General features: G+C 41.2%; 25 protein-coding genes. 22 read left to right on the forward strand and 3 right to left on the reverse strand.

The genetic code is table 11. From position 1 onward, the window contains the following. The first annotated feature begins 477 nt into the window (after positions 1–477). The 4 genes from ABVF55_RS04920 to ABVF55_RS04935 all read left to right on the forward strand — a co-directional run bounded on the left by ABVF55_RS04920 (position 478) and on the right by ABVF55_RS04935 (position 3,362). On the forward strand, positions 478–1,419 hold the full coding sequence (locus ABVF55_RS04920) for an N-acetylmuramoyl-L-alanine amidase family protein (RefSeq protein WP_045759605.1): 942 nt from the start codon (positions 478–480) through the stop codon (positions 1,417–1,419). Between the two features lie 371 nt (positions 1,420–1,790). Then, positions 1,791–2,735, forward strand: a complete 945-nt coding sequence (locus ABVF55_RS04925) for a cell wall-binding protein (protein ID WP_320909946.1) — start codon at positions 1,791–1,793, stop codon at positions 2,733–2,735. A 146-nt stretch (positions 2,736–2,881) separates the two neighbouring features. Then, positions 2,882–3,130, forward strand: a complete 249-nt coding sequence (locus tag ABVF55_RS04930) for a hypothetical protein (protein WP_223345523.1) — start codon at positions 2,882–2,884, stop codon at positions 3,128–3,130. Then, on the forward strand, positions 3,114–3,362 hold the full coding sequence (locus ABVF55_RS04935; RefSeq protein ID WP_229099237.1) for a hypothetical protein: 249 nt from the start codon (positions 3,114–3,116) through the stop codon (positions 3,360–3,362). Before ABVF55_RS04930 ends, ABVF55_RS04935 begins: the two co-directional genes overlap by 17 nt. A 117-nt stretch (positions 3,363–3,479) precedes the next feature. Here ABVF55_RS04935 and birA read toward each other — a convergent pair whose 3' ends face one another. The 3 genes from birA to ABVF55_RS04950 form a co-directional block, all read right to left on the reverse strand. Then, a complete protein-coding gene (gene birA, locus ABVF55_RS04940; RefSeq protein WP_445285628.1) occupies positions 3,480–4,415 on the reverse strand; it encodes a bifunctional biotin--[acetyl-CoA-carboxylase] ligase/biotin operon repressor BirA in 936 nt (311 codons plus the stop codon). Between the two features lie 8 nt (positions 4,416–4,423). Further along, positions 4,424–5,431, reverse strand: a complete 1,008-nt coding sequence (locus ABVF55_RS04945; RefSeq protein WP_445285629.1) for a LacI family DNA-binding transcriptional regulator — start codon at positions 5,429–5,431, stop codon at positions 4,424–4,426. A gap of 67 nt (positions 5,432–5,498) precedes the next feature. Continuing rightward, positions 5,499–6,332 (reverse strand): AraC family transcriptional regulator, encoded by an 834-nt coding sequence (locus tag ABVF55_RS04950; protein ID WP_445285630.1) that lies wholly within the window; start codon positions 6,330–6,332, stop codon positions 5,499–5,501. Between the two features lie 160 nt (positions 6,333–6,492). Here ABVF55_RS04950 and ABVF55_RS04955 point away from each other — a divergent pair, with 160 nt between their 5' ends. The 18 genes from ABVF55_RS04955 to ABVF55_RS05040 all read left to right on the forward strand — a co-directional run bounded on the left by ABVF55_RS04955 (position 6,493) and on the right by ABVF55_RS05040 (position 23,168). Continuing rightward, positions 6,493–8,655, forward strand: coding sequence for an alpha-galactosidase (locus ABVF55_RS04955; protein ID WP_445285631.1), 2,163 nt, complete (start codon positions 6,493–6,495; stop codon positions 8,653–8,655). 14 nt (positions 8,656–8,669) lie between these two features. After that, positions 8,670–9,929, forward strand: a complete 1,260-nt coding sequence (locus ABVF55_RS04960) for an extracellular solute-binding protein (RefSeq protein WP_445285632.1) — start codon at positions 8,670–8,672, stop codon at positions 9,927–9,929. 13 nt (positions 9,930–9,942) lie between these two features. Next, positions 9,943–10,809 carry a carbohydrate ABC transporter permease gene (locus tag ABVF55_RS04965; protein WP_414359688.1) on the forward strand — a complete coding sequence of 289 codons (867 nt, stop codon included), beginning with the start codon at positions 9,943–9,945 and terminating at the stop codon, positions 10,807–10,809. A 13-nt stretch (positions 10,810–10,822) separates the two neighbouring features. Then, positions 10,823–11,656: a carbohydrate ABC transporter permease gene (locus tag ABVF55_RS04970; protein ID WP_195562847.1), complete on the forward strand. Its 834-nt coding sequence runs from the start codon at positions 10,823–10,825 to the stop codon at positions 11,654–11,656. Positions 11,657–11,905: 249 nt separating this feature from the next. Next, entirely contained in the window at positions 11,906–13,348 is a 1,443-nt protein-coding gene (gene gtfA / locus ABVF55_RS04975; RefSeq protein WP_445285633.1) for a sucrose phosphorylase, read from the forward strand. A gap of 240 nt (positions 13,349–13,588) precedes the next feature. After that, a complete protein-coding gene (locus tag ABVF55_RS04980; RefSeq protein ID WP_247923381.1) occupies positions 13,589–14,767 on the forward strand; it encodes a galactokinase in 1,179 nt (392 codons plus the stop codon). Between the two features lie 12 nt (positions 14,768–14,779). Continuing rightward, positions 14,780–16,252 (forward strand): UDP-glucose--hexose-1-phosphate uridylyltransferase, encoded by a 1,473-nt coding sequence (galT, locus tag ABVF55_RS04985; RefSeq protein WP_445285634.1) that lies wholly within the window; start codon positions 14,780–14,782, stop codon positions 16,250–16,252. A 63-nt stretch (positions 16,253–16,315) separates the two neighbouring features. Next, a complete protein-coding gene (gene galE / locus ABVF55_RS04990; protein WP_445285635.1) occupies positions 16,316–17,314 on the forward strand; it encodes a UDP-glucose 4-epimerase GalE in 999 nt (332 codons plus the stop codon). A 128-nt stretch (positions 17,315–17,442) separates the two neighbouring features. Continuing rightward, positions 17,443–18,027: a DUF1307 domain-containing protein gene (locus ABVF55_RS04995; protein WP_445285636.1), complete on the forward strand. Its 585-nt coding sequence runs from the start codon at positions 17,443–17,445 to the stop codon at positions 18,025–18,027. A gap of 178 nt (positions 18,028–18,205) precedes the next feature. Continuing rightward, positions 18,206–18,706 (forward strand): DUF3592 domain-containing protein, encoded by a 501-nt coding sequence (locus ABVF55_RS05000; RefSeq protein WP_445285637.1) that lies wholly within the window; start codon positions 18,206–18,208, stop codon positions 18,704–18,706. 200 nt (positions 18,707–18,906) lie between these two features. Further along, entirely contained in the window at positions 18,907–19,290 is a 384-nt protein-coding gene (locus ABVF55_RS05005; protein WP_320909958.1) for a barstar family protein, read from the forward strand. A gap of 270 nt (positions 19,291–19,560) precedes the next feature. Continuing rightward, entirely contained in the window at positions 19,561–19,815 is a 255-nt protein-coding gene (locus tag ABVF55_RS05010) for a hypothetical protein (RefSeq protein WP_320909959.1), read from the forward strand. Between the two features lie 129 nt (positions 19,816–19,944). Beyond that, positions 19,945–20,367 (forward strand): hypothetical protein, encoded by a 423-nt coding sequence (locus ABVF55_RS05015; RefSeq protein ID WP_320909960.1) that lies wholly within the window; start codon positions 19,945–19,947, stop codon positions 20,365–20,367. A 12-nt stretch (positions 20,368–20,379) separates the two neighbouring features. Continuing rightward, on the forward strand, positions 20,380–20,763 hold the full coding sequence (locus ABVF55_RS05020) for a hypothetical protein (protein WP_320909961.1): 384 nt from the start codon (positions 20,380–20,382) through the stop codon (positions 20,761–20,763). A 224-nt stretch (positions 20,764–20,987) separates the two neighbouring features. Then, entirely contained in the window at positions 20,988–21,173 is a 186-nt protein-coding gene (locus ABVF55_RS05025; RefSeq protein ID WP_445284971.1) for a hypothetical protein, read from the forward strand. A 6-nt stretch (positions 21,174–21,179) separates the two neighbouring features. Next, a complete protein-coding gene (locus ABVF55_RS05030; RefSeq protein WP_320909962.1) occupies positions 21,180–21,650 on the forward strand; it encodes a hypothetical protein in 471 nt (156 codons plus the stop codon). A 16-nt stretch (positions 21,651–21,666) separates the two neighbouring features. Next, the gene (locus ABVF55_RS05035) at positions 21,667–22,044 is read left to right on the forward strand and encodes a hypothetical protein (protein ID WP_287312416.1); all 378 of its coding nucleotides are present in this window, start codon (positions 21,667–21,669) and stop codon (positions 22,042–22,044) included. Between the two features lie 86 nt (positions 22,045–22,130). Next, on the forward strand, positions 22,131–23,168 hold the full coding sequence (locus ABVF55_RS05040) for a M42 family metallopeptidase (protein ID WP_070506252.1): 1,038 nt from the start codon (positions 22,131–22,133) through the stop codon (positions 23,166–23,168). Positions 23,169–23,207 lie beyond the last annotated feature (39 nt).

The following is a 23,207-nucleotide window of genomic DNA, read 5'->3' on the forward strand; positions in this document are numbered from 1 at the left end:
TCGGCACCTAAACATACTCTACCATCATACCACAAGTGGGGGGATAATAGGAGGCTGGTGTTTGGTAAAGTATAAAGGAATCAAAAATTATTGAATGATAAATAATGAAATTATATTTTTCTAAAAAAAGAAACGTTTTCCGGAAAGTTAAGAGTTTGCTCTGATGAATATTCAAGACTTAATTTAAGATTTTTAAAATTTTGTTATTTTTCAAATTACTGGTTTTAGGGGATTTCGCAATCGATAAATAAACAATTGATAGATGAGTCACATTGTATTTGACATTAAATGGACATTGGCAATGTTTTGGAAGAAAATAAGTAGAGGAGTAAGTGACTCTGTTGTTATAAGAAAAATGTGAGGATTCTTTTAGTTTGTCCTTAAATTTAGCTCTCCTTATAGCCACACATCATTTGATTTAGAGAAATAAACATGCTACAATGAAAGCGTATACAAAAATATAAGGAGGACATGAAAATGAAAAAAACAACTAAGTTTTTGCTAGGTGGAGTATTAGGAATATTGCTTTTAATTCCAGTATCTCAAGCTAAGGCTGATTGGCATCAAGATAATGTTGGTTGGTGGTATTCACTAAATAATGGTTCTTATTATAAAAACACAGAAGCTAAAATAAACGGGAAGTGGTATAAATTTGATGACAGAGGTTATATGATGACCGGCTGGCAGCTAATATGGGAGCGTAATGATAGTAGGTGGGGGATAATAAAAAACTGGTCTTATTTTGATCCAGTAAATGGTGATCAAAAGATTGGCTGGCAAAATATAGATGGAAAGTGGTATTACCTTACTAGAGATGGGGCACTTATGGGTAAACAATATATAGATGGAAAACATTATTATTTTGACCCAGTTAATGCTGATATGAAAACTGGTTGGATTTCCAAACAAGAGAATTCAGATACAAATTGGTATTATTATGACCCCGTAAGTGGAGCATTAGTAAAGGGTTGGCAAAATATAGACGGTAAATGGTATTACTTTCAACATAGTGCGTTAAAAGGTTCCCAGAATTTAGATGGAAAAAATTATTATTTCGACCCGGTTAACTGCGATATGCAAACGGGTTGGGTAACCAGAGAAAAGGCCTCTGCTACAAGAAAATATTATTACGACCTAGAAAGTGGGGAACAGCTATCAGGTTGGCAAGACATAGATGGGAAAAGGTATTACTTTGGTGAGTATGGGGCATCCAGTGGTCGTATATATATAGAAGGAAAACAATATTATTTTGATTCAGATACTTGTGAATTGAAAATAGGATGGTTAGAGTTAGGTAAATATAAATATTATGCAGATCCAAATGATGGTGGTGCATTTGCATCAAATAAAACTTTAATAATAGACGGTGTTTCATACACATTCGATTATGGAGGTACTCTTATTAACAATGTACCTTAATTGATCAGCACCTTGAAAGTTAGATTTTTTTCTAACTGTCAAGGTGTTTTTAACTATGATGATAAAGAATTTTATAATATAACCAGAGTGAGTTATTAGGTAGTTAATAAGCTTCATTTATAATCATTGATAAAGTCAGTTGCTAAAAATTTAATAATAGAGCAGGTTATTTCTTTAATTACTTTTAGATAATATCTTATATAATTTTATCTAAAAGTGGATACTGATAGCCTTTAAAAGGATAAATAAAAAGAGAGTGCTTTATAATTGAATTCGTTGACAGCGACCTCTCTATATCCATACATCATTTGATTTAGAGAAATAAACATGTTACAATGAAAGCGTATACAAAATATAAGGAGGAAATAAAAATGAAAAAAGCAACTAAGTTTTTGCTAGGTATTGTATTAGGTATATTACTTTTAACTCCAGTATCTCAAGTAAAGGCTGATTGGCATCGAGATAATGTTGGTTGGTGGTATCAAACATATTATGGTTCCTATTATAAAGATACAGAAGCTCAGATTAACGGGAAGTGGTATAAATTTGATGAAAGAGGTTATATGATGACCGGCTGGTATCTACGTGAGGGTAGGTATGTTAATGGGGATATATACAAAAACTGGTCTTATTTTGATCCAGTTAATGGTGATAAAAAACTTGGATGGCAAAACATAGATGGGAAATGGTATTACCTTACGACAGATGGGGCACGTATGGGTGAACAAAATTTAGATGGAAAACTTTATTATTTTGATCCAGTTAATGGTGATATGAAAACTGGTTGGATATCTAATCCAGGATATACTGGTACGGAATGGAATTATTACGACCCTGTAAGTGGAGAAAAAGCTACCGGTTGGAGAAATATAGATGGGAAATGGTATTACTTTCTCCATCATGCGTTAAAAGGTTTCCAAAAGATAGGTGATAAAAGTTATTATTTCGATCCAGTTAATTCCGATATGAAAACGGGCTGGATATCTAAACAAGGACAGCGTGGTCTAGAGTGGTATTATTACGACCCAGAAAGTGGAGCACAAGTGTCAGGTTGGCAAACTATAGATGGGAAAACGTATTGCTTTGACGAATTTGGTAAGGCATTTGCTGGTCAGGTTACGTTTCAAGATGGAAAAACTTATTATTTTGACCCAGCTAATTGTGATTTAAAGACGGGGTGGCTAGAATTAAATGGAAGAAAATATTATGCGGATCCTAACGATGGTGGTGCATTTGCATCAAATAAAACGTTAGTTATTGATGGTGTTTCTTATACATTTGGTATTGATGGTTCTGTTATCAATAATGAGCCTTAATTGATTAAAACCTCAAAAGTTGGATATTTCTAACTTTTGGGGTGTTTTTAATTATGATAATAACGAACCACCCTCGCTGTGGTTTGTTCTATACTAGACATACATCGAAGCGGAGCTAGAAAAGACGTGAGGAGAGGAGGATATCTGTGATAAAAAAGGGATTGATCTTTCTATTGTTAGGAATGACTGTGTTAGTAGCTTGGCATCTCTTTGTTCCGGATGAACAACCAGCTCCAAATTTTTCATCTAAAAATAAAATTGAATTGCTGGCAAGAATACTTGATCGTCGTAATGCCAATACCATTAGAGAAGCTGGCTATGGGATTCCTTCAGACGCGGAGATCAGACGTGTGGGTGGCATAGACCAACTGGAAATGGATGGTACGAGTTCCTAGTCCAGATGACAATAAAATCTTGATTACCTCTTCAACGATCATTGAGGGTGAAAAAATAGATGTAGCCTTTTCATTAGATAAAGAGTGGGTATTACTACATGCTAGTTATTTCCATACGGAGAAAGATGGGACCACTAACCGAGTTGGAGTCAGTGATTCTCAGCAAACAGAGCTCCTAGAAAAAGTGCAAACAGAATTAAATCGCTTTGTAAAAAAATGGAGCAAGAGTTAAAGCCGTAACTAGTTATGGATATCTTAAAAAGAATGAAGTTCCGTAGTTTTTGGGTAGAAGGAGCTTTCAAAATAGATCAAAAAAACCACCCTCGGGTGGCTTTTTCTATACTTATTTTCACCATTTCGTCAAGGAGATTTCTCCGCTATTGAGCCAGATTTCTTCTTGATTGTCTAATTGGACCAAGAGTTGGCCGGTATCAGAGATATCTTTGGCGAGGCCCTGATAGGTCTGTTGGTTCTGCTCAAAAGTAACGGTTCGTCCTAGGACCAGGGAGCGCTCTTTATAGAGGTAGACCAGTTCATCGACATCCGTTTGGAAGAATTCCTTCCAGATCTCACTGATGAGGTCATTGCGGGTGATGGGACAAGGTCCTTCAAATAAAGACCCCGCCTTGCTTTCTAGCGCTTCTGGAAAAGTAGGGATAGCTAAATTGAGACCGACTCCGATAATAACATCCGTGACGAGACCAGTCTCGATGGACGTGATAGCTTCGGTGAGGATTCCCCCAATTTTTTTATGGCGGTAGTAAATATCATTGACCCACTTGATATCGATATCGATCAGGGTCAGGTTTTTAATAGCCTTGTAGATAGCCCCAGCGACCATGAGGGTATATGGGGGGAGCTCCGCAGGGGGCAGTTGAGGCTTGAGATGAAGGGACATGTAGATACCGCCCTGATCGGGAGAGTAGTAGTCACGACCAAAGCGGCCCTTTCCAGCGGACTGCGACTTGGCTAGGTAGAGCGCCTTGCCTTCTTGATGGCTTTCTATGCCTAATTTGGCATCCAATTGGGTGGAACCACAGTCTTCATTCAAGGACACGGTCAACTGAGTATTTTTTGCGATAACCTCAGGAAGCAGAATATCGCCTGAGACCAGTTTGTAGCCCTTCTTTTTTAGGGATTCGATGACGACCCTATCTTTTTCTAGACGTTGGATAGCCTTCCAGATAGAGGTGCGGGAAACACCTAGTTCTTTTGCCAGCTGCTCCCCATTGACATAATCATCTGCCTGAGAAAGGGTTTGAAAGAGGATTTCGTGTGTTTTCATAAGACCTCCTAACGACTGCTGTCTCGAATCGTCAGTTTGGTGGCTAATTTGACCATGCAGGGAACGCTTGGTTGACTCCCTTGAAAGGTTTGCCGCAACAGCTGAATGGCTTGCTTGCCCATTTCTTCTGTGTATACGGTCACTGTAGAGAGGGCAGGAAAGACATACTTAGCAATCGAGGTATCATTGAAGGAAATGAGACTGACGCGATCAGGTACAGCGATTTGGTGTTCCTGAAGGGACCGGAGGGCCCCAACAGCTATGGCATCACTGGCCATGAAAAAGGCAGTTGGTAAGTCGTCGCCCAGTGCTTGAATCAGCTGCTCCATCATCTGATAGCCTGACTCAGTTGAGAACTGGCCGACAGCGACAAAGCGCTCCTCATAAAGCCCTTTTTCCGTGAGAAACTGTTGAAAGACTCGTTGACGAGGATCCATCTGAAGCGGTGTCGCATCTGCGGTCTCTTCCTGACCGACCAAGAGTCCAATATCCTTGTGGCCATGATCAAGGAAATACTCGAGAGCGGTGATGACAGAATCTTCTAGATCGGTCGTCACGCAAGAATGCCCCAGATAGAGGGTATTGCTATCGACAAAGATCAGGGGTTTGCCGTAGCTTTCTAGATCTTGAATGGTCTTGGGACTGAATTTCCCAAGAGCAATAATGCCGTCTGCCTCCTGAATCAAAGACCAATCGTCCTTGTTGAAGATACGAAAGATCTCATAGCCTAATTCCTGGGCTTGTTTCTCCAAGCCCATCCGAATGGCATAGTAGTAGAGGTCCTCTAATTCTTCTTCGCGCGTGTACCATTCAAAGATGACGATTTTATGAGAATCTTCGACTGGTTGAGGCGCTGTTTTGCGGCTTTTCTTTTGGTAATGCAGGTCTTCAGCGATGCGAAGAATCCGACTGCGCGTGTCTTCACCAACCGATAAGGTCACATCTTGGTTGAGGACGCGAGAGACCGTTGCCTGAGAAACGCCTGCTTTTTCTGCAATGTCTTTAATCGTTGCCATGGTTCATCCTTTATTGCTTACTAGTTCCAGTATACTCTAAATGCTAGTAAAAAGAAATAAATTTTTACTAAATTTTATGTTTGCTGCGATATTGGCTAGGAGTCAGGTGGCTATAGGCCTTAAAGGCCTTTGAAAAATAGAGGGGATCTGAAAAGCCAACCGAGTAAGCCACGATCTTGATGCTTTCGTCTGTATTGGTCAGTAACTGCTGGGCACGTTGCATGCGGACCGAGTGCAAGAATTCTTTGGGAGAGATCTGGTGGAACTCCTTAAAAACAGTTGTCAGGTAAGACCGATGGACATTGAGGTCATCGGCGATCTGTTGAATACTGAGATGCTCTTTTGCGTAATGCGTCTCAATCACATGCTTGCAAGTCAGATAGAGTTGATAGGTTGGAGATGGATGGTTCCGATGGATGTCGGGAGCCACTTCACTGATAAGAAATAGCAGTTCATAGATCTGAGAGAGGAGGTGGAGTTGGTAGTGCGAGGTCATCTTAGAGTCCTCTGCCTTGTGGACAAGCTGCTCCATAAACAGCCCGATCCGCTCTGTGTCCACCTCATCTTTCTTTAGAAAGCCTTTGGCATGTAAGGTTGAAAAGCGCATGAAATCACTCACCTTGGTGCCACTAATCCCAATCCAGTAGTAGGACCAAGGATCTTCTGCGTCTGCCTGGTAGTAGGTCACCATATTTTTAGGGAGAAGGAAGAGATCCCCGGCTTCTAAATGGATTTCGTTTTTATTGATGTGAAAGACACCTTTTCCCTTGGTGATAAAATGCAGAACAAAATTGTCTCGAAAGCTAGGACCAAATTCATAATTCTTGGGGCAATCTTCGTAGCCGTAAAAATCAAGGGATAGATCAATAGTGTCGGTTTGGTATTCTGAAAAGACTAACATAGGTAAACCTCCTACCTAACATTTTACCATATAAGCCCAACAAAATTCTATTTCCGAAAGCGTTTACATCAAGTAAAATAAAGACATGTAAAAAAAGAAAAATATTGGAACTAAATATAAAAATACATAGTGATATTTTTAGGGTCCAATGGAGGAAGATATGGCAATTCGTATCGAACAAAATTTGTTCTATGTAGAAAGTAAGGGACTGAGCCTCATCCTTGAAAATCGAGATGGCTACCTGATGCTCAAGCATTTGGGACGTCCGATTCCGTCCTATCATTTTTCTAATACGGTGCATGAGAAGGACCATGCTTTCGCTGGAAATCCAACACCTGACAATCGAACTTTTAGTCTAGATACCCAGCGACAGGTCTTGGGACAGCACGGACTAGGAGATTTTCGAAAGCCGTCTATTCAGATCCAGCACGGCGTTACAGAGGTGACGGATTTCCTTTATGTCGGAGCCAATATCTACTCTGGCAGTGTTGAGGCGGCCGGTCTTCCGAACCCTCACTCAGTAGATAAAGCCGAAACCTTAGCACTGGTCTTTGAAGATGATCAAGCGGCCTTGCGGTTGACCCTCTACTACACCGCCTACGAGGATCGGGCAACCATCACTAGCTTCTCAAAGATTGAAAACTGTAGTGATGAAAAGGTTGTGATCCAAAAGGCTCTCAGTGTGTTGGCCGATCTGCCAGCCAGTGATTACGATATCATCACTCTGCAAGGAGCCTATGCGAGAGAAAAAACAGTTCGCCGTCAGCAAGTGGAGCAAGGAATCTTCTCCATCAGCTCCAACCGTGGTGCTTCTGGACACGCCCAGACTCCAGCCCTCATTCTTGCCGATCATGAAGTGACAGAAGATGCGGGGTCTGCTCTGGCCTTCCAACTGCTCTACAGTGGGAATTTTGAAGGATTTGTTCAGAAAAATCAACTCAATGAAGTTCGGGTTGGATTGGGGATCAATCCTGAAAACTTCGCTTGGGAATTGGAATCCAATCAGAGTTTTGATACCCCAGTGGCCATGATCACATACTCCCATAAGGGATTGACCGGTCTCAGTCAAGAGAGTCAAGCATTTGTCCAAAACCATATCATTCCTAGCCAGTTTGCCCATAAAGAACGTCCAATTCTTATCAACAACTGGGAAGCGACCTACTTTGATTTCAAAAAAGACAAATTATTGGAGCTAGCAGTCGAAGCTCAAAAAGTGGGGATCGAACTCTTTGTTCTTGATGATGGCTGGTTTGGCAATCGTTATGATGACAATCGGGCCCTTGGTGATTGGACCGTCAATGAAGAAAAATTAGGTGGAAGTCTAGCAGAATTGATCCAAGGCATCCATGACAAGGGACTAAAATTCGGCCTTTGGGTGGAGCCCGAAATGATTTCTGTTGATAGCGACCTCTATCGGGCTCATCCGGACTGGGCTATTCAAGTCCCAGGTTACGAACACACCTATTCACGGAATCAACTAGTGCTTGATTTCTCAAATAAAGAAGTAGTGGCTTATATCAAGCAGGTCTTGGATGACTTACTTGGAAACCATGAGATCGACTATATCAAATGGGATATGAACCGCAATATCACCAAGCTTGGAAATGGTAAAACCTACCTGGAAACCAAGATGCAATCCCATGCTTATATCTTAGGTCTCTATGAGGTGGTTTCCTACTTGACGGAGAAATACGAGCACATCCTCTTTGAGTCTTGCTCCGGTGGTGGTGGACGCAATGACCTGGGGATGATGCGTTACTTCCCACAGGTCTGGGCGAGTGACAATACGGATGCCATGGCCAGACTTCCGATCCAGTATGGATCGAGTTATCTCTATCCAACTATTTCTATGGGCGCTCACGTATCAGCGGTGCCAAATCACCAGATGGGACGGATCACACCACTAGAAACACGTGGCCATGTAGCCATGATGGGAAATCTAGGCTATGAATTGGATCTAACCAGTCTTCCGCAAGAAGAGTTGGATCAGATCGCAGCTCAAGTTGCTCATTACAAAACGATTCGACCCCTTGTCCAATTCGGAAAACACTACCGCTTGATCAATCCAGGCCATGGTAGCAATCAAGCAGCCGTCCAGTTCACTTATCAAGACCGTACGGTTGTAACCTATGTACGGGTCTTATCAACGGTTGAGGAAATCGAGCCGACTCTGAAGCTCAAAGGATTGGAAGAAGATGCGCTCTATAGCTTAGAAGGGACCAACCAAGTCTATTCAGGAGCTGAGCTCATGTATGCCGGCTTAACCGTCGTTCTTCCTCAGGGAGATTTCCTCACCAAACAATATGTTTTTGTCAAAAAATAAAAGGAGACAGCCAAATGAAATGGTATAAAAAAATCGGACTTCTTGCGACAACAGGCTTAGCCTTGTTTGGGCTCGGTGCTTGCTCCAACGATGGAAAATCGGCGGATGGCACAGTGACCATCGAGTATTTCAACCAGAAAAAAGAAATGACTAAAACTTTGGAAGAAATCGCGCGTGATTTTGAAAAGGAAAACCCAAAGGTCAAGGTCAAAGTTGTCAATGTACCGAACGGTGGTGAAGTATTGAAAACACGTGTCCTCGCAGGAGATGTGCCAGATGTGGTTAATATATACCCACAGTCCATCGAACTACAAGAATGGGCAAAAGCAGGTGTCTTCGAAGATTTGTCCAATAAAGACTATATGAAACGCGTGAAAAATGGCTATGCTGAAAAATATGCCGTGAACGGAAAAGTCTACAACGTTCCCTTTACAGCAAATGCTTATGGAATTTACTACAACAAAGATAAATTCGAAGAATTGGGCTTGAAGGTTCCTGAAACCTGGGACGAATTTGAACAGTTAGTAAAAGACATCGTTGCCAAAGGACAAACTCCATTTGGGATTGCAGGAGCAGAAGCTTGGACCCTCAATGGTTACAATCAATTGGCCTTTGCGACAGCAGCAGGTGGGGGAAAAGAAGCCAACCAATACCTTCGTTATTCTCAGCCAAATTCCATTAAATTGTCTGATCCGATTATGAAGGATGACATCAAGGTCATGGATATCCTTCGCATTAAAGGTTCGAAGCAAAAGAATTGGGAAGGTGCAGGTTATACAGACGTTATCGGAGCCTTCGCGCGTGGAGATGTCCTCATGACACCAAATGGATCTTGGGCTATCACCGCGATCAATGAACAAAAACCGAAATTTAAGATTGGGACTTTCATGATTCCAGGGAAAGAAAAAGGACAAAGCTTAACCGTTGGTGCGGGAGACTTAGCATGGTCTATCTCAGCTACTACCAAACATCCAAAAGAAGCCAATGCCTTTGTGGAATACATGACCCGTCCAGAAGTCATGCAAAAGTACTATGATGTGGACGGATCTCCAACAGCGATCGAAGGGGTCAAACAAGCAGGAGAGGATTCACCGCTTGCTGGGATGACCAAATATGCCTTTACGGATCGTCACTTGGTCTGGTTGCAACAATACTGGACCAGCGAAGCAGACTTCCATACCTTGACGATGAACTATGTCTTGACAGGTGATAAACAAGGAATGGTCAATGATTTGAATGCCTTCTTTAACCCGATGAAAGCGGATGTGGATTAGGAGTAGAGAGACAATGAAAAAAGTATTACAAAAATATTGGGCATGGGCTTTTGTGGTCATTCCCCTCTTATTACAAGCAATTTTCTTCTATGTGCCAATGTTCCAAGGAGCCTTTTACAGTTTTACCAACTGGACAGGTTTGACCTATAACTACAAATTTGTTGGCTTGAACAACTTTAAGCTCCTCTTTATGGATCCAAAATTCATGAATGCTATTGGCTTTACTGCGATCATCACGATTGCTATGGTAGTTGGTGAGATTGCCCTTGGGATCTCCATTGCGCGTGTCTTGAACTCTAAAATCAAAGGCCAAACCTTCTTCCGTGCTTGGTTTTTCTTCCCAGCAGTTTTGTCCGGTTTGACAGTGGCTCTGATCTTCAAACAAGTCTTCAACTACGGTCTACCAGCGATTGGGAATGCCCTTCATATCGAGTTTCTCCAAACCAGTCTTTTAGGGACTAAGTGGGGAGCGATCTTTGCGGCTGTCTTTGTCCTTCTTTGGCAAGGAGTAGCTATGCCCATCATTATCTTCCTAGCTGGTCTGCAATCTATTCCAACCGAGATTACAGAAGCAGCAAGAATCGATGGAGCGACTAGCAAGCAAGTCTTCTGGAATGTTGAATTGCCTTACTTGCTACCAAGTGTCTCTATGGTCTTTATCCTAGCCCTAAAAGGTGGGCTGACTGCCTTTGACCAAGTCTTTGCCATGACCGGTGGTGGTCCAAACAATGCCACAACTTCACTTGGGCTCTTGGTTTATAACTACGCCTTTAAAAACAACCAATTCGGTTATGCCAATGCCATTGCCGTAATCTTGTTCTTCTTGATTGTAGTGATTTCGATCATCCAATTGAGAGTATCTAAGAAATTTGAAATTTAAGAGGAGAAGCACGATGAAACAAGATGAAAGAAAAGCCATGATTGGCAAATACATTCTATTGATTCTAGGATCGGTTCTAATTTTAGTGCCGCTCCTTGCCACCCTCTTTAGTTCCTTCAAACCCACTAAGGATATCGTAGACAATTTCTTTGGCTTTCCAACCAACTTCACATGGGACAACTTTAGCCGTCTCTTGGCTGATGGGATCGGAGGTTATTATTGGAACTCTGTCGTCATCACTGTCTTGTCTTTACTTGCAGTAATGATCGTTATCCCCATGGCAGCCTACTCCATCGCTCGTAATATGAGTAAGAGAAAAGCTTTTACCATCATGTACACCCTCTTGATCCTTGGGATTTTCGTACCTTTCCAAGTCATCATGATTCCGATTACGGTTATGATGAGTAAACTCGGTTTGGCTAACACCTTTGGTTTGATCTTGCTCTACTTGACCTATGCAATTCCACAGACCCTCTTCCTCTATGTCGGCTATATCAAAATCTCGATTCCAGAAAGTCTGGATGAAGCAGCTGAGATCGATGGGGCTAATAAATTTACAACCTATTTCCGCATTATCTTCCCAATGATGAAACCCATGCATGCGACAACCATGATCATCAATGCCCTTTGGTTCTGGAATGACTTCATGTTGCCACTCCTTGTCTTGAACCGGGATTCCAAAATGTGGACTCTGCCTTTGTTCCAATACAACTACGCAGGCCAATATTTCAACGACTACGGACCAAGCTTTGCCTCTTACGTGGTCGGCATTATCAGTATCACCATTGTCTATCTCTTCTTCCAACGCCATATCATCGCAGGAATGAGCAACGGCGCAGTGAAATAAGATACAAAGGGACGATTCAGCTTGCTGAAAATTTCTGTAGAAAAATAGGAAATCGACGTAGTGTGCTTGCACACAAGAAGATTTATCTTTTTTCCTAAGAAATTAGTCCCGTGTTCAATTCCGTATACAAAGGGACAATTCGGCTTGCTGATTTAAATCGTATCCTATGAAGCAATTCTTAAAATACATAAACTTATAAAAGCCAGGTCTCTTCAGACTTGGCTTTCAAATAAAGAAAAGGAAACCATTATGCCAATTCAAAACAAGACCATGTTAATTACTTACTCAGATAGCTTAGGAAATAACCTTAAGGATCTCTATGAAAATCTGGAGAAGCACTTTGGGGATGCAGTAGGTGGGGTTCACCTCTTGCCATTTTTCCCATCAACTGGTGACCGTGGCTTTGCGCCTGTAGACTATGACCAAGTGGATCCAGCCTTTGGAGATTGGGAAGATGTCAAACGCTTGGGCGACAAGTACTATCTTATGTTTGACTTTATGATCAATCACATTTCTCGTCAGTCTAAATACTACAAGGACTACCAAGAAAAGCACGACCAAAGTGCCTACAAGGACCTCTTTCTCAACTGGGACAAGTTCTGGCCGGAGAATCGTCCGACTCAAGCAGATGTCGATTTGATTTATAAGCGCAAAGACCGAGCTCCCAAGCAAGAAATCACTTTTGCGGATGGGACGACTGAGCATCTCTGGAATACTTTCGGGGAAGAGCAAATTGACCTAGACGTGACCAAGGAAGTGACCATGGACTTTATTCGCAAAACCATCGAACACCTGGCAAGCAATGGCTGTGACCTCATTCGTTTGGACGCCTTTGCCTATGCGGTGAAGAAATTGGACACCAATGATTTCTTTGTGGAACCAGATATTTGGGATTTGTTGGATAAGGTACGCGATATGGCGGCAGGCTACGGTGCTGAGCTTCTTCCAGAGATTCATGAGCACTATTCTATCCAATTTAAGATTGCTGATCACGATTATTATGTCTATGACTTCGCGCTTCCAATGGTGACCCTCTATAGCCTCTATAGTTCAAAAGTGGAGCGCCTTGCCAAGTGGTTGAAGATGAGTCCGATGAAGCAGTTCACGACGCTGGATACCCATGACGGGATTGGGGTGGTCGATGTCAAGGACATTTTGACAGATGAAGAGATTGACTATGCTTCAAATGAGCTCTATAAGGTAGGAGCAAATGTTAAACGCAAATATTCCACAGCAAAATACAACAACTTGGACATCTACCAAATCAATTCAACCTATTATTCAGCGCTTGGAGATGACGATCGTAAGTACTTCCTAGCCCGTTTAATTCAAGCTTTTGCACCAGGTATTCCACAGGTTTATTATGTTGGATTCCTAGCTGGGAAGAATGATTTGGAACTCTTAGAAAACACTAAAGAAGGCCGGAATATCAACCGTCATTACTACAGCAATGAAGAAATCGCACAAGAAGTAGAGCGTCCAGTCGTACAATCCCTTCTCAAGCTCTTTAGTTTCCGGAACAACTCTGCAGCTTTTGATCTAGAAGGAAGCATTGAGGTGGAAACACCAGATGATCATACCATTGTCATCACGCGCCAAAATAAAGACCAAACTGTCACAGCAGTAGCCCGAATCGATCTTGCTCAGGGCACTTACCAAGTGACAGAAAATGGTCAAGAAATGGTGTTTTAGAACCTTTAAGAATCTCAATTGGGTCACCCCCAATTGAGATTTTTTGGTAAAATTTTACTAAAATTTAACCAAAAAAGCAATAATAGGATAGAAGTTGTAACCGGAGGAAAAACCTTTGTTATAGCCTTTTTGGACATAAGACATAAAATAAATAAAATTTTACTAAAAATACTTGAAGTTTTACTTCTGATCAGATATAATACAGGTATAAAAACGTTTACAAAACTAAAGGAGTTTCTCATGACGACAACAATCACATCTCAAGATTTACAAGCAAAATTCCAGACTGTCTTTGGGGAAAAGGCTGACCACACTTTCTTTTCACCAGGACGGATTAATCTGATCGGTGAACACACGGACTATAATGGTGGGCATGTCTTCCCAGCAGCCATTACACTTGGTACCTACGGAGCTGCAAGAAAGCGTGAGGATAAGGTCTTGCGTTTCTTCTCAGGAAACTTTGAAGACAAGGGGATCATTGAAGTTCCGCTTGAAAATCTCCACTTTGAAAAAGAGCACAACTGGACCAACTATCCAAAAGGCGTGCTCCACTTCTTGCAAGAAGCTGGTCATGTCATTGATAGCGGTATGGATGTCTATGTCTACGGCAATATTCCAAATGGATCCGGTCTTTCTTCTTCAGCATCGCTTGAGCTCTTGATTGGCGTCATAGCTGAGAAACTATATGATCTTCACTTAGATCGTCTAGATCTGGTCAAGATCGGGAAACAAACCGAAAATCACTTCATCGGAGTTAACTCTGGGATCATGGACCAATTTGCCATCGGTATGGGGGCCGATCAACGGGCTATTTATCTCGATACCAACACCCTAGAGTATGATCTGGTACCGCTGGACCTCAAAGACAATGTCGTAGTCATCATGAATACCAACAAACGCCGGGAATTAGCGGATTCAAAATACAATGAACGTCGTTCAGAATGTGAAACTGCCGTTTCTGAACTCCAAGAAAAATTGGATATCCAAACCTTAGGGGAATTGGACCTCTGGGCTTTTGATGCCTACAGCTACTTAATCAAGGATGAAAATCGCATCAAACGGGCTCGTCATGCTGTACTTGAAAACCAACGGACTCTCCAAGCTCGTAAGGCACTTGAAGCAGGTGATTTGGAAGGCTTTGGCCGTCTCATGAATGCTTCCCACGTATCCTTGGAGCATGACTACGAAGTGACAGGTCTAGAATTGGATACCTTGGTGCATACAGCCTGGCAACAAGAAGGTGTCTTGGGCGCTCGTATGACAGGAGCAGGCTTTGGTGGTTGCGCCATCGCCCTTGTAAACAAAGATAAAGTTGATGCCTTTAAAGAAGCTGTCGGCAAACGCTATGAAGAAGTCGTTGGCTATGCGCCAAGCTTCTATATTGCAGAAGTTGCGGCAGGAACACGGGTACTCGATTAAAAAGGAGATAGGATGACAGAACAGGTATTAGATGCATTTGTCACGGCCGTCATTGCGGCGAGTGACTACGAAGAGATGGATCGGATTTATCTAAAAAATCGCGTCATGAGTCGCGTTGGAGAAGAAGGGCTAGATGCCCCAGCCAAAAAAGAAGACTTGATTGCACTCAAAGATCAGTTGGTGGAGATTGCGGTTGCGAATAGCAAGATCCAGGACAGTATGGCCGCCAAGGACAGCTTGGGTGCGGAGTTGATGGATTGGATTACCCCTAGCCCTAGTCAGGTCAACCATCGCTTTTGGGAGACCTACCGTCAGTCCAAGGAAGACGCGATTGCTGATTTCTATGACCTCTCTAAGCGCAATGATTACATCAAGGTCAATGCGATTGCGCAAAACATTGCCTTTGAGGCAGAAACTCCCTACGGTTCTCTTGAAATCACCATTAATCTGTCAAAACCTGAAAAAGATCCTAAAGACATTGCAGCGGCCAAACTTGCCAAAGCCAGTCATTATCCAGCCTGCCAATTGTGTTTTGAAAATGAAGGTTATCAAGGTCGCCTAGACCATCCAGCCCGGGCTAATCACAGGATTATTCGCTTTGATATGAACGGTCATGACTGGGGCTTTCAGTATTCCCCTTATGCCTACTTCAATGAACACTGCATTTTCCTTGATAGCCAGCATGTTCCCATGGCCATTAGCCGCAAGACCTTTGAGCGACTCTTGACCATTGTCGAGACTTTCCCAGGCTATTTTGCAGGGTCCAATGCAGACCTGCCCATTGTAGGGGGATCCATCCTGACTCATGACCATTACCAAGGCGGACGCCATACCTTCCCTATGGAGCTAGCTCCTGTTGAGGAAAGCTTTAGCGTTGAGGGATTTGAGGCTGTATCGGTAGGAATTGTCAATTGGCCCATGTCGGTTCTCCGGTTGCAATCGGACAACAAGGCGCAATTGATTGACCTGGCAGACCATATCCTCACAGCCTGGCGAGGCTACTCGGATCCAGCTGTTCAAGTCTTAGCCACATCCGACGGTCAGCCCCACCATACCATTACCCCCATTGCACGAATTCGTGATGGGCATTATGAACTGGACTTGGTGCTCCGTGACAACCAAACCTCACCAGAGCATCCAGATGGTATCTATCACCCGCATGCAGATGTGCAACACATCAAAAAAGAAAATATCGGCCTGATCGAAGTCATGGGCTTGGCCATTTTGCCACCTCGTCTCAAGGAAGAGCTCAAGCAGGTTCAAGACTATCTGCTTGGACGTGAGAATACTGTGGCGACCTACCACCAGCCTTGGGCAGATGATTTGAAAGCCACTCACCCATCCATCACAGAGGAAGCAGAGGCAGAAGCCCTTGTCCGTGAATCAGTTGGGCAGATCTTTGCGCGCGTGCTGGAAGATGCTGGAGTCTACAAGCGAACAGCAGAAGGACAAGCTGCCTTTAGACGCTTTGTTGCGACACTTTAAGTGTGGAGAAGCGACAGAAATTTGGTACAATAAGAGAGAAGACAAGAAGCGAAAGGAAAACAAATGGCAATACTCGTACTCGGAGGAGCTGGTTACATCGGTTCCCACATGGTGGACCGCTTGGTCAATGAAGGACAGGAAAAAGTCGTCGTGGTCGATAGCCTGGTCACAGGCCACCGTGCAGCGGTGCATCCAGATGCCGTCTTTTACCAAGGAGACCTGTCGGATCAAGACTTTATGCGCACTGTTTTTAAGGAACATGCAGATATCGATGCGGTCATCCACTTTGCGGCCTACTCACTGGTCGCTGAATCCATGGCCGATCCATTGAAATATTTTGACAACAATACAGCAGGCATGGTCAAACTCTTGGAAGTCATGCATGAATGTGGGGTGCACTACATCGTCTTTTCTTCAACTGCTGCCACTTACGGCATTCCAGAAGAAATTCCGATTCTCGAAACCACTCCACAAAAACCGATTAATCCCTATGGTGAAAGCAAGCTCATGATGGAAACCATCATGCGCTGGGCCGATCAAGCCTACGGCATCAAGTATGTGCCCCTTCGTTACTTTAATGTAGCGGGTGCTAAGCCAGATGGATCCATCGGAGAAGACCATGGACCAGAGACCCATCTCTTGCCGATCGTCTTACAAGTGGCCCAAGGCAAACGCGAGAAGATCGCCATTTTTGGAGATGACTACAAGACACTAGATGGGACCAATGTTCGGGACTATGTCCATCCATTTGACTTGGCAGATGCCCATCTGCTTGCGGTGGAGTATCTCAGAAAAGGGAATGAATCGACTGCCTTTAATCTAGGCTCATCGACCGGATTCTCTAATCTTCAAATCGTTGAAGCAGCCCGCAAGGTGACGGGACATCCGATTCCACTTGAGATTGCGGATCGTAGACCAGGAGATCCAGATACCTTGATCGCATCCTCTGAGAAGGCGCGTGATATCCTTGGTTGGCAACCAAAATTTGACAATATCGAAACCATCATCCAAACAGCCTGGGCTTGGCATTCCAGCCACCCAGATGGCTACAATGATCGATAAGGAGGGACTGCGAACATCATTTTTGAGGCTTTTCTAATAACATCTAAAACGACAGTTGATCTTGCTAAATGACTCATTTCAGACGTCAGTCATTTCCCTAACCATCATAAAAAAGTGAGGTATTCAAAATGAATAAAACCACAAAAATGTTAGCCGTCTTTTTGACAGCGGGTCTTCTTTTAGCTGGTTGTGCACAAAAAGAAAGTACAAAATCTACTAGTCCATCGTCTAGTAAAGCGACCAGTAAAGCAACAAGCAAATCATCCGCTAAAGAGAAGACAAAAGAGTCATCAACTGATGAAAGCAAAAAAGAAGATGCACTAGCAGGTGCACAAAAAACCGTTCTCGAAACGAGTGATGAAGCAGGTAAGTCAACCATCACCTTGTATTACAAGGGAGATACCTTGTTATTACAAGAAAAAGTTGATGATTACGACGTCTCAAAAGTGCCTGGTGAGAACCCTCTTGAAACCATGAAAGAAGCCGTTGCCAAGAGCCAAGAAAAATTCAAAGATCTGATGGGCCATGGATTTGAACTAACATCAGAATACAAGGACGGAATCTTTTATATCCGTAATACCATTGATTACACAAAAATCGATTTTAATAAATTAAAAGAAATCGTCCCAGGCTTTAATCCCCTAGATGACAAAACAGTTAGTTATTCAGTAACGAAAGACAGTCTTATCAAGGGCGGAATGGTAGAAAAATAAACAAAATAGAGAGCAGCACAGTTTGCTGCTCTTTTTTGTTTTGGTATGAATTCATGGGCATATTTTGGTAGAATAGGCTTTAAGGAAAAGTAAGATTAAAGAATGATTAGCAATTGTATGAAGAAAATCTTTAAACTAATTTCTAATCATTTATTTAAAATAGTAAGGAGGTTGTAAAATGACGAAAGCCCTATATATTCAAATAATATTGCTCTTCACAGCTTTTTTTAGCTTCCTTCTTTTAATATATTTTTTGTTCTACAAAAGGGAGAAGAATATCCAGAAATATGCAACTATGCAAGTTATTGGAGAAGTGGTTAAACATAGTTATTTAAATGGTTCGGATTTAGCTGCCTTACCAGTTGTTGAATATGTGGTAGATGGAGAAAGATATCAAAAACGTTTCTCTTATTCAACTTTTGAAACAACAACATCGAAAAAAGCGAAAGCTGACGTATTTGATACAAAATTTATCAGAAGTCCCTATCATGTATTAGATTTAAAAAATATTTTTCCAATTGGTTCTAAAATGACGGTATGGTGCAATCCCCAAAAACCTAAACAAGGCTTCGTTGAAAGGTATCCAGGTCATGACAGAATCTTACGATTACATATCATTATTTTTGGTACTATATATATATTATTGATTGTGATAGTTACTTTTTTCTATGTCATGTAACGGAATAAGAGAATGCAGTTTACTTCCAATTTGATAGAAAAGTAATAGAAAACTCTTGTTTTATTTCAACTGAAGAACTGTATAAATTAGCGATTGAGTAGAAAAGTAGTGGGACAGATAGTTTTCTGGTAATTATCAAAGAATTCGATGTCAATAAAAAACTACCATTTCGAGAAAGAGATAGTGAGAGGTATGAAATCGTGAAAAATAGAATTCATTACATTACAAAACTTGAATTGAAAGATCGATTGCCTTTCAGTGGCTTTGTAGCAATTTTTGATGGGAAGCAGATCCAAAACAAAGAAGAGCTATTTCATTTTTTTGAAAAAATTGTCGGCCTTCCCGATGCGAATAATTGGTCGTCTATTACGGATTGGCTAACGGACCTCTCATGGATAAAAGCTGAAGAATACAGCTTTATTTTTGAAAATTATGATAGTTTCTTAAAAGATGACTTATCTTCTAAAGTCTTATTTTTAGAAATTTTGGAAGAAGATGTTCTTCCTTGGTGGGAAAGTGATGTTGAAAAACATGTTGTTGGCAGTAAGGTCAAGAGTTTTCAAGTTTACATAGTGGAAAATTAAAAAATGGGAAAATTTTTATGGAGCTGTTTTATGGTAACAAATTGGATGTTCATCCTTATCAAAAAGATAAATCTCTATTCCCTGAACGAATAGTCATTGGTGATGATGGTTCAATTTGGTTTATTGAAGATCACTATCAACCATTTAATAGAATACGGTAGCATATGATTAGAAAATATACAGAGAAGCTGATCAAGTTTTATTACCAAATCCATGGCCATTAGACTGGATAGTTGATATATGAATTGTACCAAGTTAAGGTTTTGAATTATGAAAAATAAATATAAGAAATATACAGACAAATTACAAGATTTAATTGACTTAGAATATCCAAGTCAGAAGTTACACCCGGGAATTATACAGGATATATTTAACTTAACTAAGAGTATAGGAAGAGGAGAAAATCTCGGCGATATTAGTTTTTTTAGTTTAGCAAGAAGATTTGTAGATGAAACAATGGATTATAAAAGCGAAATTTTAGTAGTCTTAAAACAATTAGAGAAAGAGTTAAAAAAAGAAAATTGATGGAAAATAAATTAATTGATTTGATAATGAATCTAAGAGTTGATTCCGATTGCTGAGAAACAGTGGACCGAATCTGAAGGTAAACTTCCAGATGATTATGTATCGCCGCTTAAGTAAGGAAGGTATAAAATGAAACCAACAAAACTTGAATGGGGAGATGTTACCCAATTTGAGGAAATTGAAGGATATGGAAAATCCATTTGGAAAAATGAGGACAAATATTATTTTGTTTTAGAAGAAGGCACCGTAGCTTCTTGGTTAGTAATCTATGAACTCCCACAAGAATTATTTGCTCTATTAGAGAGTGGAGAGAGAACACTACATGAAGTTTCCTGGAAAGTTCAGAATGACTGTTGGCCACCGACGGAAGAAGAAAAGAAAGCTAGTGAGAAACGATTCATAGAAGAGAGTCCCACATCATTAATTGATATACCTGAAACTAGAGAATTATTTACTCAGGAAGAGCTTAAAAGATTAATTCCTATTGCTGAGCAAATGTGGATTGACTGGAGAGGCAAACTTCCAGATGATTATGTATCGCCACTTAAGTAAAAGAGGTATAAAATGAAACCAACAAGACTACAATGGGAAGAAGTTATCCAGTTTGAAGAAGTAAAAGGTTACGGTCAGCATATCTGGAGAGATGGTAATCATTTTTATTACGTCACTGAGGAGGGAGGAATTGCCCCTCAGCGTGTAGTTTATGAATTACCAAATGAGCTGTTTGCCTTATTAGAAAGTGGAGAGAGATCGCTACTCGAAATATCTTGGAAGATTAAGAACGATCGTTGGCCACCGAACGTGACACAAGAAGAAGCTAATAAAAATTTCTTGAGGCAATTTCCAGAAGCTTTAAGAGGAAATCCTAAAGCACAAGGTTTATTCACAAAGTCTGAACTGGAAAAAATATTACCCGAAGGGGCTGAAATTCTAGCTAGCAAAGATTAAAATAACTCTTTATATCTATGTTGGAATTGAAACAAATAAGAGTTTACAAATTAAGTATTAGTAAGCTCTTGCTTTAATTCTCGCCTATAAGAATTCTTTAGTGAAAATCCAACAGAGCACTCACAATATCAATTATCCCTTCATGAAACGAAATATTCAGCCTGAATTACAAGGGGAACAAAAAGACGAATTAAAAAGCAGTGAGGACCATTTTTGAGGTATTTTTGGGAAGTCAAGAGGACAAACTTTTCCAGAAGTATCTCAGAAGGGATAGAATAATAGCCTCACAGGATGCTTGGAATAAAGCTAGTGGGGACATTGAACTTTATGATAGGTTTTTTCAAGAGGAACAAATTCGCTTATTTAATATAATTGATCCTAAATATGGAGAGAAGAAGGAAGAAGAATAAACTAAATTGAAGGAAGAAGTAAAAATTATAGTAAAAGAAGGAAACGTTGAAGATATACTTCGCGGAAGACAAAAGTATCGAATTGAACCTCCAACTTTTGTTCCAGACGTTTTTCCTACAGATATAAATCAGGTACTGTTTGAATATTTTTATAATCAAAGTGATGTCAAAAACATTCAATTATTATTAGAGAACTCTTTAATTAAATTGACAAAGAGTTCAGCTACGGATTTGTATATTTCAATATTATTTTTCGATTCAATACTCTTTATGGAAGATAAGGGTATTGCCACTTTTAAAATTGATACTTCAAGATTAGTAGCTGAAATAGCATCTGGAATACAAAAATTTCGGGAAGAGTTAACGAAAAGTATAACTTTTGATAATGGATTAACAAAAAAAGACCCTATGAAAGTAATTGTCCGCTTTAATCAGAGATACAAAAACAAATATAATTTTTCAATTCTTGAGGATTAGAAATAGGTTAGAACAAATGTTAAAAAGACAATATAAATTATTCAAGAGTGTCGACGACAAAATAGCACTCACCGTCCTATATAACAGAGAAAATTATAAAATTTTAACAACCTTTATGATGACGGAAGTTCATGATTTTTATCCGGATGTTCGCGAAGCTTTGGAGAATGTCATTTCTGGAAATATGGAAGAGTACGCTTTTGATGGAAATTTATTGGGGATCGAAGTTGGAAAAGAAATAACAGAAGTTTACTTCCAATTTGAGGAAGAACTTTTAGGTGAACCTTGCTTTATTTCAACTGATGAACTATATAAATTAGTGATTGAGTGGAAAGAAATGGAAGAAAGAATGAAAAGAGGGGAAGATATTTTTCCAGTGACTTTAGAGGATTGATGTTGAAAAACTCCACTCTGTAACCTCTCCTCTAGCTATTCCACCTATTTCATGCTAGAATAAAGAAAAACACATTTGGAGGCATTATGAATCAGACAGTGACTTATTTGCAGGAATTGACAGCCATTCCTTCACCGACCGGTTTTACACGGGAGATCGCAGACTATTTGGTCAAAACCATTGAAGGCTTTGGGTATGAGGTAACTCGGACTGCTAAGGGAGGCGTGAATGTGACCGTGCCTGGTGTAATCACAGACAAGCAACGCTATGTCACAGCCCATGTGGATACCTTGGGGGCTATTGTCCGCGCTGTGAAAGCAGATGGCCGCCTCAAGCTAGACCGTATCGGTGGTTTCCCTTGGAATATGATTGAAGGGGAAAATTGTACAGTCCATGTAGCTAATACAGGAAAGACCCATTCGGGGACAATTTTGGTCCATCAGACTTCTTGCCACGTCTACAAGGATGCGGGAACTGTCGAGCGGACCCAGGATAATATGGAAGTCCGTCTGGATGAAAAAGTGACCAACGAAAAAGAAACCCGTGCCCTTGGCATTGAAGTAGGTGATTTTGTCAGCTTTGATCCACGGACCATTGTGACAGACACCGGCTTTATCAAATCTCGTCACTTGGATGACAAGGTGAGTGCAGCGATTCTCTTGAATCTTCTGCGCGTCTACAAGGAAGAGAATATTCAATTGCCAGTAACGACTACCTTTGCCTTTTCAGTCTTTGAAGAAGTGGGGCATGGAGCTAATTCTAGTATCCCGTCTGAAGTGGTAGAGTACTTGGCAGTGGATATGGGGGCTATGGGAGATGACCAAGCGACGGATGAATACACGGTATCCATCTGTGTCAAAGATGCTTCAGGACCGTATCACTACGAATTCCGTCAGCATTTGGTAGCCTTGGCAAAAGCCCAAGAAATCCCTTATAAGTTGGATATCTATCCTTTCTACGGATCAGATGCCTCTGCAGCCATGAGCGCAGGAGCAGAAGTGAAACACGCTCTTCTCGGGGCAGGGATCGAATCTAGCCACTCATATGAGCGGACTCACTTGGATTCTGTAGTCGCAACAGAGCGCATGGTCGATGCCTACCTCAAGAGCGACTTAGTAGAGTAAAAAATGGAACTACTTTTGTGAACTAGTTTTTTCTTAGAA

It is taken from the genome of Streptococcus sp. KHUD_012, assembly GCF_052588255.1.

Excerpts from the sequence above, each read along its gene's own strand:
- ABVF55_RS04970 (WP_195562847.1), top strand. The coding sequence starts at position 10,823 with ATGAAACAAGATGAAAGAAAAGCCATGATTGGCAAATACATTCTATTG.
- ABVF55_RS05035 (WP_287312416.1), top strand. The coding sequence starts at position 21,667 with ATGTTAAAAAGACAATATAAATTATTCAAGAGTGTCGACGACAAAATA.
- ABVF55_RS05040 (WP_070506252.1), top strand. The coding sequence starts at position 22,131 with ATGAATCAGACAGTGACTTATTTGCAGGAATTGACAGCCATTCCTTCA.
- ABVF55_RS05000 (WP_445285637.1), top strand. The coding sequence starts at position 18,206 with ATGACGAAAGCCCTATATATTCAAATAATATTGCTCTTCACAGCTTTT.
- ABVF55_RS04935 (WP_229099237.1), top strand. The coding sequence starts at position 3,114 with ATGGTACGAGTTCCTAGTCCAGATGACAATAAAATCTTGATTACCTCT.
- ABVF55_RS05020 (WP_320909961.1), top strand. The coding sequence starts at position 20,380 with ATGAAACCAACAAGACTACAATGGGAAGAAGTTATCCAGTTTGAAGAA.
- ABVF55_RS04945 (WP_445285629.1), bottom strand. The coding sequence starts at position 5,431 with ATGGCAACGATTAAAGACATTGCAGAAAAAGCAGGCGTTTCTCAGGCA.
- ABVF55_RS04960 (WP_445285632.1), top strand. The coding sequence starts at position 8,670 with ATGAAATGGTATAAAAAAATCGGACTTCTTGCGACAACAGGCTTAGCC.
- ABVF55_RS05015 (WP_320909960.1), top strand. The coding sequence starts at position 19,945 with ATGAAACCAACAAAACTTGAATGGGGAGATGTTACCCAATTTGAGGAA.
- ABVF55_RS04920 (WP_045759605.1), top strand. The coding sequence starts at position 478 with ATGAAAAAAACAACTAAGTTTTTGCTAGGTGGAGTATTAGGAATATTG.
- gtfA (WP_445285633.1), top strand. The coding sequence starts at position 11,906 with ATGCCAATTCAAAACAAGACCATGTTAATTACTTACTCAGATAGCTTA.
- birA (WP_445285628.1), bottom strand. The coding sequence starts at position 4,415 with ATGAAAACACACGAAATCCTCTTTCAAACCCTTTCTCAGGCAGATGAT.
- ABVF55_RS04925 (WP_320909946.1), top strand. The coding sequence starts at position 1,791 with ATGAAAAAAGCAACTAAGTTTTTGCTAGGTATTGTATTAGGTATATTA.
- ABVF55_RS04965 (WP_414359688.1), top strand. The coding sequence starts at position 9,943 with ATGAAAAAAGTATTACAAAAATATTGGGCATGGGCTTTTGTGGTCATT.
- galE (WP_445285635.1), top strand. The coding sequence starts at position 16,316 with ATGGCAATACTCGTACTCGGAGGAGCTGGTTACATCGGTTCCCACATG.
- ABVF55_RS04980 (WP_247923381.1), top strand. The coding sequence starts at position 13,589 with ATGACGACAACAATCACATCTCAAGATTTACAAGCAAAATTCCAGACT.
- ABVF55_RS04955 (WP_445285631.1), top strand. The coding sequence starts at position 6,493 with ATGGCAATTCGTATCGAACAAAATTTGTTCTATGTAGAAAGTAAGGGA.
- ABVF55_RS04950 (WP_445285630.1), bottom strand. The coding sequence starts at position 6,332 with ATGTTAGTCTTTTCAGAATACCAAACCGACACTATTGATCTATCCCTT.
- ABVF55_RS04995 (WP_445285636.1), top strand. The coding sequence starts at position 17,443 with ATGAATAAAACCACAAAAATGTTAGCCGTCTTTTTGACAGCGGGTCTT.
- galT (WP_445285634.1), top strand. The coding sequence starts at position 14,780 with ATGACAGAACAGGTATTAGATGCATTTGTCACGGCCGTCATTGCGGCG.
- ABVF55_RS05010 (WP_320909959.1), top strand. The coding sequence starts at position 19,561 with ATGAAAAATAAATATAAGAAATATACAGACAAATTACAAGATTTAATT.